Source organism: Shewanella japonica, from assembly GCF_002075795.1.
GTDB classification, from domain to species: domain Bacteria; phylum Pseudomonadota; class Gammaproteobacteria; order Enterobacterales; family Shewanellaceae; genus Shewanella; species Shewanella japonica.
Map to the genome: position 1 here is coordinate 1,279,672 of NZ_CP020472.1, position 14,171 is coordinate 1,293,842.

15 protein-coding genes are annotated in these 14,171 nt (G+C 41.4%); 5 read left to right on the forward strand and 10 right to left on the reverse strand.

Annotated elements, in window-relative coordinates; all coding sequences use genetic code 11:
- Positions 1-321 (reverse strand): VanZ family protein, encoded by a 321-nt coding sequence (locus SJ2017_RS05475; RefSeq protein WP_244899777.1) that lies wholly within the window; start codon positions 319-321, stop codon positions 1-3.
- A gap of 46 nt (positions 322-367) precedes the next feature.
- Positions 368-547: a hypothetical protein gene (locus tag SJ2017_RS21580; protein ID WP_167692894.1), complete on the reverse strand. Its 180-nt coding sequence runs from the start codon at positions 545-547 to the stop codon at positions 368-370.
- On the opposite strand from SJ2017_RS21580, the gene SJ2017_RS05480 reads away from it, so the two are divergent.
- The 3 genes from SJ2017_RS05480 to SJ2017_RS05490 all read left to right on the forward strand — a co-directional run bounded on the left by SJ2017_RS05480 (position 541) and on the right by SJ2017_RS05490 (position 3,173).
- A complete protein-coding gene (locus tag SJ2017_RS05480) occupies positions 541-1,026 on the forward strand; it encodes a YajQ family cyclic di-GMP-binding protein (RefSeq protein WP_055024353.1) in 486 nt (161 codons plus the stop codon). The two genes, SJ2017_RS21580 and SJ2017_RS05480, sit on opposite strands and share 7 nt — an antisense overlap.
- Before the next feature lie 173 nt (positions 1,027-1,199).
- A complete protein-coding gene (gene parM / locus SJ2017_RS05485) occupies positions 1,200-2,195 on the forward strand; it encodes a plasmid segregation protein ParM domain-containing protein (RefSeq protein ID WP_080915124.1) in 996 nt (331 codons plus the stop codon).
- Between the two features lie 12 nt (positions 2,196-2,207).
- Complete coding sequence (locus SJ2017_RS05490) at positions 2,208-3,173, forward strand: hypothetical protein (protein ID WP_080915125.1); 966 nt, start codon at positions 2,208-2,210, stop codon at positions 3,171-3,173.
- A gap of 127 nt (positions 3,174-3,300) precedes the next feature.
- Here the strand turns inward: SJ2017_RS05490 and SJ2017_RS05495 are convergent, their stop codons facing one another.
- The 4 genes from SJ2017_RS05495 to SJ2017_RS05510 all read right to left on the reverse strand — a co-directional run bounded on the left by SJ2017_RS05495 (position 3,301) and on the right by SJ2017_RS05510 (position 6,697).
- Complete coding sequence (locus SJ2017_RS05495) at positions 3,301-4,755, reverse strand: AmpG family muropeptide MFS transporter (RefSeq protein WP_080915126.1); 1,455 nt, start codon at positions 4,753-4,755, stop codon at positions 3,301-3,303.
- 120 nt (positions 4,756-4,875) lie between these two features.
- Complete coding sequence (locus tag SJ2017_RS05500; protein WP_055024350.1) at positions 4,876-5,214, reverse strand: hypothetical protein; 339 nt, start codon at positions 5,212-5,214, stop codon at positions 4,876-4,878.
- Positions 5,215-5,519: 305 nt separating this feature from the next.
- Positions 5,520-6,104 carry a peptidylprolyl isomerase gene (locus SJ2017_RS05505; RefSeq protein ID WP_055024349.1) on the reverse strand — a complete coding sequence of 195 codons (585 nt, stop codon included), beginning with the start codon at positions 6,102-6,104 and terminating at the stop codon, positions 5,520-5,522.
- 26 nt (positions 6,105-6,130) lie between these two features.
- Positions 6,131-6,697 (reverse strand): YajG family lipoprotein, encoded by a 567-nt coding sequence (locus tag SJ2017_RS05510; protein WP_080915127.1) that lies wholly within the window; start codon positions 6,695-6,697, stop codon positions 6,131-6,133.
- A gap of 230 nt (positions 6,698-6,927) precedes the next feature.
- On the opposite strand from SJ2017_RS05510, the gene SJ2017_RS05515 reads away from it, so the two are divergent.
- Both SJ2017_RS05515 and SJ2017_RS05520 read left to right on the forward strand, forming a co-directional pair.
- Positions 6,928-7,953, forward strand: coding sequence for a DUF2804 domain-containing protein (locus SJ2017_RS05515; protein WP_055024347.1), 1,026 nt, complete (start codon positions 6,928-6,930; stop codon positions 7,951-7,953).
- 112 nt (positions 7,954-8,065) lie between these two features.
- Positions 8,066-8,932, forward strand: a complete 867-nt coding sequence (locus tag SJ2017_RS05520; protein ID WP_080915128.1) for a sterol desaturase family protein — start codon at positions 8,066-8,068, stop codon at positions 8,930-8,932.
- A gap of 314 nt (positions 8,933-9,246) precedes the next feature.
- On the opposite strand, the gene SJ2017_RS05525 is transcribed toward SJ2017_RS05520, so the two are convergent.
- From SJ2017_RS05525 to SJ2017_RS05540, 4 genes are read right to left on the reverse strand one after another with little or no spacing between them, the layout of a single operon-like run.
- The gene (locus SJ2017_RS05525) at positions 9,247-10,185 is read right to left on the reverse strand and encodes a sugar kinase (RefSeq protein WP_080915129.1); all 939 of its coding nucleotides are present in this window, start codon (positions 10,183-10,185) and stop codon (positions 9,247-9,249) included.
- A 41-nt stretch (positions 10,186-10,226) separates the two neighbouring features.
- Positions 10,227-11,525: an MFS transporter gene (locus tag SJ2017_RS05530; RefSeq protein WP_055024344.1), complete on the reverse strand. Its 1,299-nt coding sequence runs from the start codon at positions 11,523-11,525 to the stop codon at positions 10,227-10,229.
- A complete protein-coding gene (locus tag SJ2017_RS05535) occupies positions 11,522-11,869 on the reverse strand; it encodes a cupin domain-containing protein (protein WP_055024343.1) in 348 nt (115 codons plus the stop codon). Before SJ2017_RS05535 ends, SJ2017_RS05530 begins: the two co-directional genes overlap by 4 nt.
- Before the next feature lie 9 nt (positions 11,870-11,878).
- Entirely contained in the window at positions 11,879-14,170 is a 2,292-nt protein-coding gene (locus SJ2017_RS05540; RefSeq protein ID WP_080915130.1) for a heparinase II/III domain-containing protein, read from the reverse strand.
- Position 14,171 lies beyond the last annotated feature (1 nt).

Consider the following 14,171-nt stretch of genomic DNA (forward strand, 5'->3'; position numbering starts at 1 on the left):
TTATACTTTTGAAGCACGTTTAGGGAGTAATTTAGCCGCTTGGTACTTTCTAAATACAAACAAAAATAGATAGAACAATGCAATCCCCAGTACGTCAGCGACCACATCGGCAACCGAGGCGCTTCGGTAAGGTATTTGGGATTGGATAACTTCAATTAAAATCGCATAAGCAGTGAGGACAGAGCACATCCAATACCATTTAGGTTTAAACGCAAAGTAGGCGAGAAACGCCAACCCTAAAAAGCTGACCGTATGGCCGACTTTATCCATATTTGAGAAGGTAACTGGGTAATTAGGTTTGGAAAAGACTAAGTAACTCACCACAAGTACTGCGACTACAAATGCGCCTGTAAAAAAAGTTTTAATTTCATGCTGTGGTTAACTTAGCCTGATGCAATATCGTTTCGATGCAGCAATGATAGAAAATACCACGATTAATGTCATTAACTTCCAGATAATTATTGTTTTCTATTTTATGGAGGGTTTGCCCAGTGGCGGAAAATGCTAGAATAGTGGCATCGTAAATAGGGGAGAATTCCAATGCCATCTATGGATATTGTGTCAGAAGTTGATGAAGTCGAACTACGTAATGCTGTCGAAAACTCACGTCGTGAGCTTGCTGGGCGTTTTGACTTTCGTGGTAAAGAAGCTGAAATCGAACATAAAGATAATGTGGTTACACTGAAAGCTGAAGATGATTTTCAGTGTCGTCAATTGGTGGATATTTTACGTATACAATTAAGTAAACGTAACGTTGAACCATCAGCGATGGAAGTGGATGAAAAGTCAGTTCATAGCGGTAAAACCTTCAGTTTAAAAGTAAAGTTTAAGCAAGGGATTGATAGTTTAATTGCCAAAAAGTTGGTTAAACAAATCAAAGACAGCAAATTGAAAGTACAATCGGCGATTCAAGGCGACTCTGTTCGTGTGACGGGTAAAAAGCGTGATGATTTGCAAGCGGTCATGCGCTTAGCAAAAGAGTCCGAACTAGGGCAGCCTTTTCAGTTTAATAATTTTCGTGACTGATTAGTTTCAATTCGCTTATTTGAATGATGCAAGCGCCGTAGCCGTTAAAGGTTACGGCGTTTTTTATTATCTAAATCATTAATCGATAAAATTCATTTTTTATTTAAGTTGTGAGCGTTTGTGGTCGCCTTGTTGCTGCACACCTTTCATTAAGACATTTTAAGATTCGCGTTATGAGCACTGCAAAAATGAAATTTGCCATCGATGATGGTTCTACCAATGTCAAAATCAGCTGGATTGAAAATGACAAAGTACATTGTGTGACTTCTCCTAATTCGTTTAGGAAAGATTGGAAAAGTGCTGCATTAATCAATGGAAAGAAGATATTTAATTATCAAATAGGTTCGACCAAATACACCTTTGATGCCACATCGGACAGAGCGTTATCAACCACTCATGTGGCATATCAGTACGATGATTTAAACCTATTATCAGTGCATCATGCCTTGCTCCAAACGGGGGTATCGCCATGCCCTGTGAGCATTTTGGTCACCTTACCAATTACTGAATATTACAATGCGGATGATTGCCAGAAGAATGAAGCCAACATCGCCCGTAAAAAAGAAAACTTATTGCGTGAAATTTCGCTCAATAAAGGTGAGTTATTCGAGATAGTGGATGTTGAAGTGCTGCCTGAAAGCTTGCCTGCGGTGTTAACAACGTTAGTGGATTCTGGTATCAATGCCTTTACTAAATCGTTAGTCATTGATGTTGGTGGCACAACATTGGATATGGGCGTGATCGTTGGTGAATTTGATGACGTGTCGAGTGTATACGGCAATGCCACTATCGGCGTGTCTATGGTGACAGACGCCGCGAGAAAAGCCTTGGCAGCAGCTGATAGTGACGCAAGTTACTTGGTGGCAAATGAGCTAATTAAGCACCGTCATGACCGTGAGTTTGCTTGTGAAGTTATTAATGATTTAAGCAAAGTTGATTGGGTGCTTGAATGTATTGAGAACAAAATTCAAGAACTCGGTAATGCAATTGCTTATGAAGCCAAAACCTTTATGCGTAACCCTAACCGCGTTTATCTTGTGGGCGGCGGCGCTATGCTGATTGAAGAAGCTGTGCATGCCGTTTACCCAAGCTTAGGTGAAAAAATCGTGTTACTTGAACAGCCTCAAGAAGCCTTATCTCGTGAGATCTGTTGTTATCACGCAGCTTAATAGGTAACTTTTATGCGAATTCAGTGCACGTTTAATTTAGCGCCAGAGCTACATAAGCAACATAGCTTTGCTATTGATAATTTAAGAGCTTGGCAAGAAACGGAAAAAAGCCGTGGTGATGATAAAGATATTGCCCTTCAGCGGCGCAGTCACTTTCATCGAGACATCTACCTCAGCGGCCTTTATTTGCACCAAGTCTCGGCTGATTTACCTAGGCTTATTAGTGAGCAATATCATGTGGATAGCGTCAGTGCTGCTCGATTAATGAAGCAAATAAGCTTATTTGATGACACTGAAAGTGATCCAGCAATAGAGCCTAGCCTTGCCACATCGCATCAAGGTCTAGAGGAAGCTCAATGGCAACAGTTAGAAGCTATATTGGCAAGTCATCGAGAGGAAGTCTTAAAGCAGCAGGAGGCGAGTGCACAGCAAGAGCTTCAAGCGCAGCAAAGCTTGTATCAAAGCCATTTTGAAAAAATGCAGCTCAATACAACAGAAGCCGTTGGCGGATTAGAAGCGTCGTTGTGTGGCAAGCTTACCACTGAACTGCAAGAGACAATTAACAGTGCTGATATTAATCGTGTTGATATTAATTGTGTTGAAATTAGTAGTGCGCTAACGACATTAAGCGAGCAAGTAGCAACGGTTGAACACAATAACCAAAAAATGCTATCTGTTCTGACACAACAAATTGAATCAATGTCGGCAAGCTTGCCAGATAATGTGCTTTCAGCTCAAGATAATCTTGTGCCATTCACTGATATTCAAACCTCCATTGAGACTAATCAAAAAGCGATTCAGCAGTCTATTTTGCTATTACAACAACAGTTAACCAGCCAATTTCAAGTGGTAGCAGATAAGCTTAATCAAGGATTATCGGTCAGTGGATCTCAAATGGGTGCTACAGAGCTGGCCGAGTCTCAGCTAACGTCTCAATTGGCTCGAGCCAGCAAAGTTAAGTCAAAAGGCTTGTGGTAACTGCAGTGCTGTATATGTAATGCGTACAAAAAGCCCAACGTTAAGTTGGGCTTTTTGTTGTGACTAACTGTATTCGATGACGTGTGAATGCTGCTGCGCAGTATACGTGTTAAGTCTGTTAACTCTGCTAAGTGAGTTTATTGGCGTCACTGTTTACGTCAGCGCTTTTTTCGTTAGCGCTATTTGCATCAGGGTTTGCTGATGTTGTTTGCTTATCAACCTGTTGGCAGGGGGGAGGGTAGCGCTGTAATAAGCTAATCATCAATAAAACAGGGAAGCCAATTAAACTGGCAGCAATAAAGAAGTTAACGTAGCCAAATGCGTTTACATATACCCCAGAAAACCCTGCAATAAACTTAGGGAATAGCAGCATAATTGACGACAGTAATGCATATTGGCTGGCACTGTATCCGCTGCTAGTTAAGCTGGATAGGTAAGCAATAAAGGCGGCAGTTGCAATCCCTGCACTAAAGTTGTCTACCGAAATGGCAAAGGTTAAAAATGGCACGTTGTAACCAATGTATGCCTGCCAAGCAAACAGTAGGTTGGTGACTGCAACAAGTAAAGCACCGACAAATAAAATCTTCATCGTGCCATAACGCATAATTAAAATGCCGCCCGCACCAGCACCGAGTAAAGTCATGATTAATCCATAAACTTTACTTAAAAACGCAATTTCTTCTTTGCTAAAGCCCATATCGACGTAAAACACATTTGCCATAATTCCCATCACAATATCTGAGATCCGATAACAAGAAATCAGTAATAAAATCAGGATGGCACTTTTACCGTAGCGTTTGAAAAAGTCGACAAATGGCAACACGCTTGCACTGTATAACCAGGCCATAGCACTTGCCATTTTAGTCGGGTATTTTTGAGCAAACTTTTGCTTTAATTGGCGTTCGTTCTCATCAGCATCTTTAGTATCAACTTGGGGCTCCTTACAGAATAAGGTGGTAATGAGCCCCACTGACATGAGCATTGCCATGACAAAGTAAGCGGTTTGCCATGCCTCTAAATTATAGTCAGTGTTACCTGGGTCAACCCAGGCGGCTATAGTTAATGCGCCTGCTGTTGCCACTATCATAGCGCCGCGATAACCCACTTGGTACGCAGCAGCTAATGCCGCTTGCATGTCTTGAGGTGCAGATTCTATTCGAAAGGCATCAATCACAATATCTTGAGTGGCAGAGGCAAAAGCCAGAATGAGAGCAAAAATGGCTAGCTGTTCTAAATCAACGAGGGGATCGCTTTGCGCCATACCTAATATCGCAGCTACAAGACCAAGTTGGGCAAAGATCATCCAACCTCGTCGTCGCCCAAATAACCGTGTAAATACCGGCAGTGCCATTCGGTCAACCAATGGTGACCAAGCCCACTTAAAGGCATAGGTGAGGGCTATCCAGCTAAAATAACCGATAGCCGCACGGTCAACACCGGCTTCTCTAAGCCAAAAGCTAAGAGTGGAAAACACCAGCATGAGAGGCAAGCCTGCAGAAAACCCAAGCAATAACATTGCAAGGACACGTTTGTGATAATAAACAGATAAGGCTTCACGGGTACGAGATAACAGTTCTGACATTAAGGCAACTGATTGAAGGAGAATGGCTCTAGCTTATGCTGCGCTGCTCATTGGTTCAAGCCATTCTGATTGGAAATTTAACCTATTATAAAAACAGGGATAACAAAGGGAAACTTTTGGTTAATTTGTCGGCCGTAAACCGATACAACCTGATGGCATTGTGCCACCTATATTAATGTAATCGCAGCAATCATCGACTTGTTGACGTAAGAATTGATTACCTCTAATTACAATCGCGGGCCATTGGTCAAAACAATGGAGAAGATGCCAAAATACTTTTTCTGTGTCGGTAGGAGTTTGGGGTTCGAAAGTCGGGCTATCGGCAATAGATTGCCACTCTTCGAGTACGTCCCACATGTAGAGCTTAATTTCGCTGTGCTCTAATTGGTTATTTAAAAATGCTTTCCCATAATAGGCAAGCTGCGGCGCCTTTGTTTCTATGAAGTCATTTGGGGTCATTGATGACATCCTTTTTTAAATACAATCCATGAACAAAATCTGATAAATGAATACAAGAGTGTGAGCTTGTGTTGTCACACGGAAATCAAAACACGGGAGTAAAACAGTGAATAGGTTAGGTAAGTATAGTCAGGATTGTTGAATATTTACTCGAATTTACATTGTCATCGAAAATTCAGCGTTTTGTTCTGGAATAATTTGTAAACCAAAGATAACAGGCTAAAAAAACTGGAGTAAAATCAATGTTTCACTCCAGCTGTTGTTGAAAAAATGATTTAATAAAAAGTGGTAATTATGGCCCTTTTTTATTTTTTCAGTAGTGTCGCTTTATTCAGTTTGATTTCTTTGATAGGAAAATCAGGCCAGTTCAATTCATCGTTATGGCCAGTCGGCACATAAGACATAGCTTCTAAAACTGCCATTCCTTCAATGACTTCGCCAAATACCGCATATCCCCATCGTCGTTTTGAAGGGTTAAGGTTTTTATTGTCACCTACATTAAAGTAAAACTGACGGGTCGCAGAATGCGGATCATTATCACGAGCCATGGCAATCGTGCCCATACTGTTTGATAACCCGTTTCCTGATTCGTTAAATAGCGGGTCCATAGATTCACGTTCTTCAAGCTCAGGGCTCAGACCGCCACCTTGAACAACAAAATCAGCGATAATACGGTGAAAAATCGTATTGTCGTATTCACCTTTAACGACATAAGTAAGGAAGTTGTCGACAGTTAGCGGGGCACGGGTGCGATCCAATTCAACGACGATTTTACCCATAGTGGTATCAAACTCGACTTGTGGGTAAAGCGTGTTAGGTTGAATATCAATGGCGGCTTGGCTCACCATGGATGTCAGTAACAAAATGCTGGCAGCAATCCACTTTAGCATGAGATCTTCCTTATTCGGGGTGAGTGTTATTGTTGTAAAAACTGATGCAGTTCTGCATCGTTTATGATTTTAGTGGTTAACTCATCAATGAGTTTGTTCATGTCTAATTCAAGAGTGGCAAAGTCAGGGCTAAATGGGCCTTTTAACATGCCTCTTGCATTGTAAATCTTAGTGAATTCTTGGTTCTCGTTTTTTGCGACAACATTGATAGTTAATGCTGTTTTTGCTTCAAAACCGAATGTTGACTCTGTGACATCTGTAAGTAGATAGTCTAATTGGAATTGTGCGGTGTGGCTGGCCGCTGGGTCGACTTGATAACCAGCATTTCTCATTGCCTTTTTAAATACGTCATCAAGCTGTTGCCTAATAGGTTCACTTGGGCTGACTAATTTTGCAGCTTCGCCTTCTTTGTTAAATCTCGCAATAAAGTTAGCTTTCCGAACGTCAATGGTGCTGACTGCAACAGAATCAAAGCGATCAATTTTATACTCTGATACAGGCACATTGGGGTTTAGTGCAATATGAGTGGGTGTATGACTGGCGCAAGCGGTTAAAAATAGGGCGGAGCAAAGCACTAATGACAATGATTTCATAACTAAAAATAATAAAAAATGGTGGGCTCAGAATAACAGATTTTAAGCACCAATCCAGCCTAATTAGTGCAGTTAATTAGCGTAACCTGATATCCATATTGAGGATTTGAACAGTAAGAATCTTATTCGCAAATTCACGCTATTTGACTTCAACTGTTAATTTGTTCACGTTAGAGTAATTAGTGCGCAAGCGTAATAAACTACATACAGAGATAACACACGGAATAAGTATGTCAATGAATCACTTACAACTTGCACCTGACAAGCTAATGAATGCTGAAGGACAACCTATATTTGGTCATTTTGATGGTGCGGTATCAGATCTAAGCATTAAACAGTTTCACTATTTCAATGAAATGGATAAGCCTTGCTCTTGGTGGGCAAAGTACTTTGATTATAAACAGTTTCAATTTATCAATATCACCACGCCTAGGTATATCATTGGTGTTGCTATAGCTGATATCCGCTATGTTGGTAGTAGTTTTTGTTATTTGTATGATATTGAAAAAAACCGCTTAACTGAAACTCAAGCCTTAAAACCACTGTCATGGGGAATGTCGGTTTCGCGCTCTCCTTTGCAAGGAAAAGCCCGTATTAAGCACAAACAAGGTCCTATTGTTTTTTCCATCAAAGAAGGTGTATGGCAACTCAGTATTCAAACTGACGATATTCAGGCCGAGTTAACGCTAGAGCCGCCTGTGCTGAGTTTACCTATGAGCTTATGTACCCCAACGGGGTATAACGGCTGGACGTACACCCAAAAACACAATGGCTTAAAAGTTAAAGGCAGCTTAACCATTAAGCATGAGCCACAGCCTTTACAATACGCACTTGGCGGCTATGACTTCTCTGCGGGGTATATGCGCCGTGAAACGAGCTGGCGCTGGGCGTCAATCAATGCGCAGGTTGAGCACGGTGTGCTTGGACTTAATCTTGCTGCTGGCGTAAATGAAACAGGTGCAACGGAAAATGTGCTTTGGATAAATGGCGAGCGACATTTATTGCCTGCGGTTAAGTTTGATTTTAATCGACATGTAAGTGACGATTATTGGCAGCTTAGCACCGCTGATAACCAAGTGGATTTGACCTTTAGGGCGTTAAATTGTCGTAGTGAAAAACGTAATTTTGGCTTTTTGAAAAGTAACTTCAGACAGTACATTGGTTATTTTAGTGGCCATATTATTGATAATAATAACCGTAAACATGTTTTACGAAACCAGCTTGGGCTGACAGAAGATCATTTTGCTAAATGGTAGGCCTTGTTTAATAACGACATGCACGGTTCAGAAACTAATATCAAGAAACTAACATCAAGAAACTAACATCAAAAAATAAGTTCAAAATAATAATAACTAGGATGGACATTCAATGGATTTGAGTTCAATTATCGATCACCCCGAAGCACTACTTTTAGTGCTTGCGCCTGTGTTCTTTATTTGCATTTTATTGGAGTGGTTTTTAGGGGATTTACGCCACAAATTACCGCTTTCTGCTCGTTATCAAAAAGCGGAGGTCTGGTGTAATGTTTGTTTAGCTGGCATGCATCAATTGACTGACATTCTTGCTGGCCTGTTAATCGCGAAAGTGTATTTATACTTTTTTGGCTGGAAGTTATTTGATATTGAGATGGGGGTACTCAGTTTCCTCTTATTGATGGTGTTACAAGACTTCTTTTATTACTGGTTTCATCGTGCAAGTCATCGGATCCGTTGGATGTGGGCCGCACATGTGGTGCATCACAGCTCTGAAAATATGAATTTTAGTATAGCCTTCAGGCAGAGCTTAATGTATCCATTGGCTGGAATGTGGTTATTCTGGCTACCCTTGATAGTGATTGGTTTTGAACCTAATTGGGTGGTGTTTGTGGTGTTACTGAACTTAGGGTTACAGTTTTTTGTGCACACTCAAGCGGTGAAGACGCTTGGACCAATTGAGTGGTTTTTTAACACGCCTTCCCATCACAGAGTTCACCATGGTCAAAACCCAGAGTATATCGATAAGAACTATGCTGGGGTGTTGATCATATGGGATAAGTTATTTGGTACCTTTGAGCCTGAAAAAGCGACGGTTATTTATGGGATTACAAAACCGGTAAACAGCATGAATCCGATAGTGGTTAGCTTTGCTGAATGGCGAGATATGTTCAAAGATGTCAGTCAGCCTGACTTATCGATTAAGCAGCGCTTGTCGGTGTTATTCTCGCCGCCACAACAAGAAACGTCTACAAAGAAGTAAGCACATTAGCTGCTAATTCTTGTCGCTAGATACTCTTTCAATGATATGCACTTCTTAGATTGGGGATTTGGGTGATTGTGGCAACTGAAGCTTTATTGATGAGGTTAGGGGCGAGATAGGAAATGGCCTAACCTACATTATTGATACCTGAAAGGGAGTGGATACCAATAAAGTAGGTTGAGCCAAATAAAAAAGGGCTCTTTGGGTACAGCCCCAGCTTAAATTATCTTTAGCTAATTCATTAGCCTGCATTAATTGAACCGCTGAGCAATGAGTAGTTAATCGGCGACTCATCAACACGAGGACAAATGTTTTTACGATAGAGATAATGTCTTGCTAAACTGATTAAACTCGACCTTGTCTACGATTGCGCCTTTATGCTGAATAACAAATGCAGCCGATTTAGAGGCGAGGTCAATGGCATCTAATACTGCAATACCATTCATTCTTGCCCCTAAATGCACACCGTTAAACGAGTCACCAGCAGAGGTGGTATCCACCACATTCGTGACAGGTTTTACCTTAAATTCAACTGGCTCAGATTGGTTAAATAATGCAACGACAGATTCAGGGCCATTTTTAATGATGAGCTCGCCAATGCCGAATGGGGCTAAAAAACCTATCATGTCAGCAGCGTTATTTATGGCGTAAAGTTGTTCAAAATCGTCAATACCCGGTAGCAGAGTATCGGCGGCATGAAATGCCAGCTCAAATTGCGCTTTGGCTTCGTTCGGGCTTTGCCATAATCGAGGTCGATAATTTGGATCAAACACGATTTGCACACCGGATGCTTTTAATTGTTTCACCATAGACCAGAAATCATTTCTGGCCTGAGGCTCTACAACAGCTAATGAAATGCCTGAAAAGAAAAACATGTCACCAGCAGACAATTGCGCTATTTGCTCAGACTGAATGTGCTGCATAACTTGACGGGCTGCAGCATTTTCACGCCAATAGGTAAAGCTACGCTCACCATGTTCATCCAACTGTATCGAATATAAACCAGGGATCTTTGTGTCCGATGTAAACACTAAATCCGTACCAATGTTCTCATCTTTAAAATACTGAATCATATTAAGGCTGAATGGGTCTTTACCTACCGCTGTGACCAATTGCACGTTCACATCTGCAAACGTGCGCTTTAGGTAAACAGCCGTGTTAAAAACATCACCAGCGAATGATTGCTTCATGGTGTTTGATGAGGTTGTCATCAACTCAATCATACATTCGCCAAGTAAAAACATGTTTTTCATTTACGGAGCCTTATTCACAAGGATTAAAAAATATTGCTAAGTTATTGAGGCTTTTTGACAGGCTCAATTTTAGGAATCAACACCCAAACAGCAACAATGGCAATAACAGCTAATGACGCGCCAATAACAAACGCTGGTGTGTAGTTACCGTCTGCAGTGAGGTAAGGCACTAAAGCTGTTAAACCTAATGCACCTAATTTAGCAGCCATGCCAGAGAAACCTGCTAGTGAACCAACGGCTTTTTTACCGAATAAGTCACTAGGTAGCGTTTGCACATTACCAATAGCTGTTTGGAAGCCAAATAAGATCACCGCCATAATGATTACCGCAGTTGTTGGGCCACCAGGACTCGCCATGCTAATGAGTGCTGGGAGCATGATTAAACAACCTAAAGTGATCGTCAGTTTACGGGTCTTGTTAATATTCCAACCCGCTTTTATGCGATTTTGCGCTAGCAAACCACCAAACCAAGCTCCCAGCATGGCACCTACATATGGAACCCAACCGTAAATACCGATAGATTTAACATCCATACCGTAAACTTCGTTGAGGTAAATCGGGATCCAGAATACAAATAACCACCAAATAGGATCGATTGCAGCAGAGGCAATGATCACCCCCCAGCTTTGTTTGTGCTTTAACAGTTGACCTGTTGTTGGGTTATATTCTTCTTGGTCGCATTCACCTGAATCGTCAGTTACTTTTTGACCTGTAAGAATATATTCACGTTCTGCTTCGGTGATCCAAGGGTGAGACTTAGGTGGTGCTTTTACCAAGATAATCCATGGAATAAGCCACAACAGACCGACTAGACCGATAACCACAAAAATCATTTGCCAGCTAAAATAAACTGTCATGTAAGCAATGAGTGGAATAGAAATAATACCGCCAATTGCTGCACCAGAATTGAAGATACCTTGTGCTAAGGCACGTTCTTTAGCTGGGAACCAATCTGCGTTACTTTTAGCCGCTCCAGGCCAGTTACCTGCTTCTGCTACACCGAGTATGGCGCGGAAAAAACTGAAACTTAATGCGCCTTGAGCGAATGCATGTAACGCAGTCGCAATCGACCAAACACCAATTGATAGAACAAACCCGAGGCGTGTACCGACCCAGTCAAAAATTTTGCCAAATATGGCTTGACCAAAGGCATAAGATAAAATGAACACAATAGAGATATTGGCGTAAATCTGTTTACGTTCTAGGGCAGACTCATCAGGGAAGATGTCTTCCACAATATCAGGCCACAGTACGCTAAGTGCAGAACGGTCAATGTAGTTAATAATTGTCGCAATGGCGATCAATAAAATTACCCACCAACGAAGGTTGTTGATTTTCATGCTAATCCCTCTACAAAATCTTCTCGAGCAGGACTGAAAGTATCAATTAAAATACCGCCAGTTGGGCAGGTTGCCCCATGGTCTGCATGGGGCGGAATGAAACAACTGTCTCCAGCTCTTAGGATTTTAGTGACACCATCGATATTGAAGTGAAATTCCCCTTCAACAACATAAGTCACTTGAGAATGACGATGGGCGTGGTTATAACCAATAGCACCTTTCTCGAACCAAATTTTGACGGCCATTAACTCATGGTTAAAGCCAAGCATTTGGCGTTTAAGACCGCCACCGATATCTTCGATTTCCGTTTCATTGCCAAATGAAAAGTGTTCACTCTGTTTCATTGTTAACTCCTACTGCGAAATTTGTATTAACTGGTATCTAGTGTCAAAACTGTATGTTTTGCCTAGATAAGAAAAGCGCTGGGTTGTGTTGTTATCTTTGTTGTTGTCCAAGCTATTCTTGGTTTGGTGGTTTATGGCAAGTACAAAAGTTGTACTACCTTGATTACTGAGAACGCTAAACCCGACAATGCTGAGATCACCTTGACGTTCATAAGTTAGGGTCTCTAAATTGCTGGTGGCATTTAGGGTGTATTCAGCCGATGGGTTATATTCGCCATGGGGCTCCAGTACGCTCACAAAACGATGTTGCTTGCTATTGGTACGTTGAATAAAGCTATGCTCATTACGTAGGTTAAAGTCAGGGTCATTGGCACCTAGCTGAGTAAATAACACGTCAGTATTGCCATCAACGATACTGCTATGGGTATAAAACAGACCGTTGTCGTTTAACCAAGTGACTTTTGCTAACCCTTTTTTAGGCGTCGCATTCGCTTTAAGCCACAGGTGTTGATAACCCGCTTGTTTACCCAGTGGGGTTAACTTTTCCGTTGCAGCTTGACGAGCAAAGTTGCTGTCGATTAGTTGCCCTTGGTAGTGTAATGGCAGGTCATATTGATGTGAGTTGTCGCTATTAACCTCGACGATATCAAACACAAGTGGCGTGTCTTTGTCATCAACTTTGACAGAAACCAATGCCATGGTTCGGCTTATATTGACGTCATCATAAGCGGTATCGATATGAGCAGATGCTAGCGTTAATTTGTCATCATGATGATAGAAGTCGACGATAGGGTGATTTTTATTACCCACTTTTACATCACCTTTAAAATGACTGGTCTCGTCGACAACTAAAGTGTTGTGCGCAACGGTTTGTTTTGCCCATGTCTTATTTTCAGGTAGGTAACGTCCACCGGCTTTGGCTTCAATATTTAAGAATCTAGCAGCGCCATAATCTGAGACAATTTCTTCGCCTGCATCATAAAATTGCCATGTAAGCTTATCAAAATGACCGTGACCTAAGCCTTGAGCTGTTGCTTTGAATACGATTGCCTGATCAGTCGGGGTGTGCTGACGCATTACAATTAATGCACCTTCATCACCATTTTTACCATCAAGGAATTCACGTGAAATAAAAGGATAGTGGCTTGGCTTATTCGCATCGATTGCTTGCGCTAATTTAAGGCCATCTCCAGTGAGTAAGATTCTGTTTTGTTGTTTTGCAATATCAACTAAATCATTATTAGCTGTTAAGCCATAAGCAATGCTGACCGCAATCACAAGTTCAGTGGTATCTATGCCTTTACTCTTAATTGCATCATTTAACGGAAAGAATAAACGGTTGTAGCTTAATTCAACTGTGCTGTAGATAGCTTTGAGTAAAATATTATTGCGGTACTCAAAAATCTTGCGTTCAGGTTGATTTTGCTCGATGGCTTTTGCAAAGGTAACGAAAGGTAGTAAGGCATAGCGTTGATAATATGGCCCTTCATTGTAATAACCATCTGGTGAGAACAACTCATCTAGTTGACGTAAAAAACCGCCTTTGCCAGATTTTTCAAGATCAAGCAGTGCTGTTTCTACTAACTCAGGCTTATCTAACACAAAGCCTGTCATCCCCACAGCAGCAGTCGCCCAAGTACCATGATTATGAACCTTATTGAAGGTATGGGGTGATTGCACTGACAAGAAGTCTGCCACTGGAAGAAGAATGCCAGTTTCAATGGTTTTTCGCTGAGTGTCATCAAGCGAACTTACGATAAAGTCATACGCTTGGATGGTATAAACAAGCCATACCGCTTCATTCAACCCTTGCCAAAATAACTTACCTTCGTTGCGTGACTTACGCTTTGGATGTAAAGGAAGGCTTGGGTATAGTTTGGCATACTCAAGTAACATATCACGCACATAATCAGCGTATTTTTGTTGTTGAGTCAGCTGATACATCATGCCAGCGTCGTACATTTGTTGATAGTTTTTCTTGTGGCGTTCGTGCGTATAACCCCCGCCTGCATCGACAGGAACAGGCACCAAAATCGGTTGTGTTAATAAGCTATCGACTTGAGCTTTTTGCGCTTCAAATGCTTGTTTAAATGAACCTGGTTGTTTAATTGCAGCACGCATAGTTAACACATCTTGCTGGTTTACAACTAAGTTTGGATGTGTCGATTGTGATGCATGCACTGGTGATAATAAGGCGCTCACAGACACTAACAAAGTGACTGAGAAAGCAAATACACCAGAACGTCGTATGCTTTTTACTAAAGCTGATTGTTTGATTAAGGCTATCGATAAAGAAATCATA

Excerpts from the sequence above, each read along its gene's own strand:
- SJ2017_RS05495 (WP_080915126.1), bottom strand. The coding sequence starts at position 4,755 with ATGTCAGAACTGTTATCTCGTACCCGTGAAGCCTTATCTGTTTATTAT.
- parM (WP_080915124.1), top strand. The coding sequence starts at position 1,200 with ATGAGCACTGCAAAAATGAAATTTGCCATCGATGATGGTTCTACCAAT.
- SJ2017_RS05525 (WP_080915129.1), bottom strand. The coding sequence starts at position 10,185 with ATGAAAAACATGTTTTTACTTGGCGAATGTATGATTGAGTTGATGACA.
- SJ2017_RS05530 (WP_055024344.1), bottom strand. The coding sequence starts at position 11,525 with ATGAAAATCAACAACCTTCGTTGGTGGGTAATTTTATTGATCGCCATT.
- SJ2017_RS21580 (WP_167692894.1), bottom strand. The coding sequence starts at position 547 with ATGGCATTGGAATTCTCCCCTATTTACGATGCCACTATTCTAGCATTT.
- SJ2017_RS05520 (WP_080915128.1), top strand. The coding sequence starts at position 8,066 with ATGGATTTGAGTTCAATTATCGATCACCCCGAAGCACTACTTTTAGTG.
- SJ2017_RS05490 (WP_080915125.1), top strand. The coding sequence starts at position 2,208 with ATGCGAATTCAGTGCACGTTTAATTTAGCGCCAGAGCTACATAAGCAA.
- SJ2017_RS05510 (WP_080915127.1), bottom strand. The coding sequence starts at position 6,697 with ATGAAATCATTGTCATTAGTGCTTTGCTCCGCCCTATTTTTAACCGCT.
- SJ2017_RS05500 (WP_055024350.1), bottom strand. The coding sequence starts at position 5,214 with ATGACCCCAAATGACTTCATAGAAACAAAGGCGCCGCAGCTTGCCTAT.
- SJ2017_RS05515 (WP_055024347.1), top strand. The coding sequence starts at position 6,928 with ATGTCAATGAATCACTTACAACTTGCACCTGACAAGCTAATGAATGCT.
- SJ2017_RS05535 (WP_055024343.1), bottom strand. The coding sequence starts at position 11,869 with ATGAAACAGAGTGAACACTTTTCATTTGGCAATGAAACGGAAATCGAA.
- SJ2017_RS05540 (WP_080915130.1), bottom strand. The coding sequence starts at position 14,170 with ATGATTTCTTTATCGATAGCCTTAATCAAACAATCAGCTTTAGTAAAA.
- SJ2017_RS05480 (WP_055024353.1), top strand. The coding sequence starts at position 541 with ATGCCATCTATGGATATTGTGTCAGAAGTTGATGAAGTCGAACTACGT.
- SJ2017_RS05505 (WP_055024349.1), bottom strand. The coding sequence starts at position 6,104 with ATGCTAAAGTGGATTGCTGCCAGCATTTTGTTACTGACATCCATGGTG.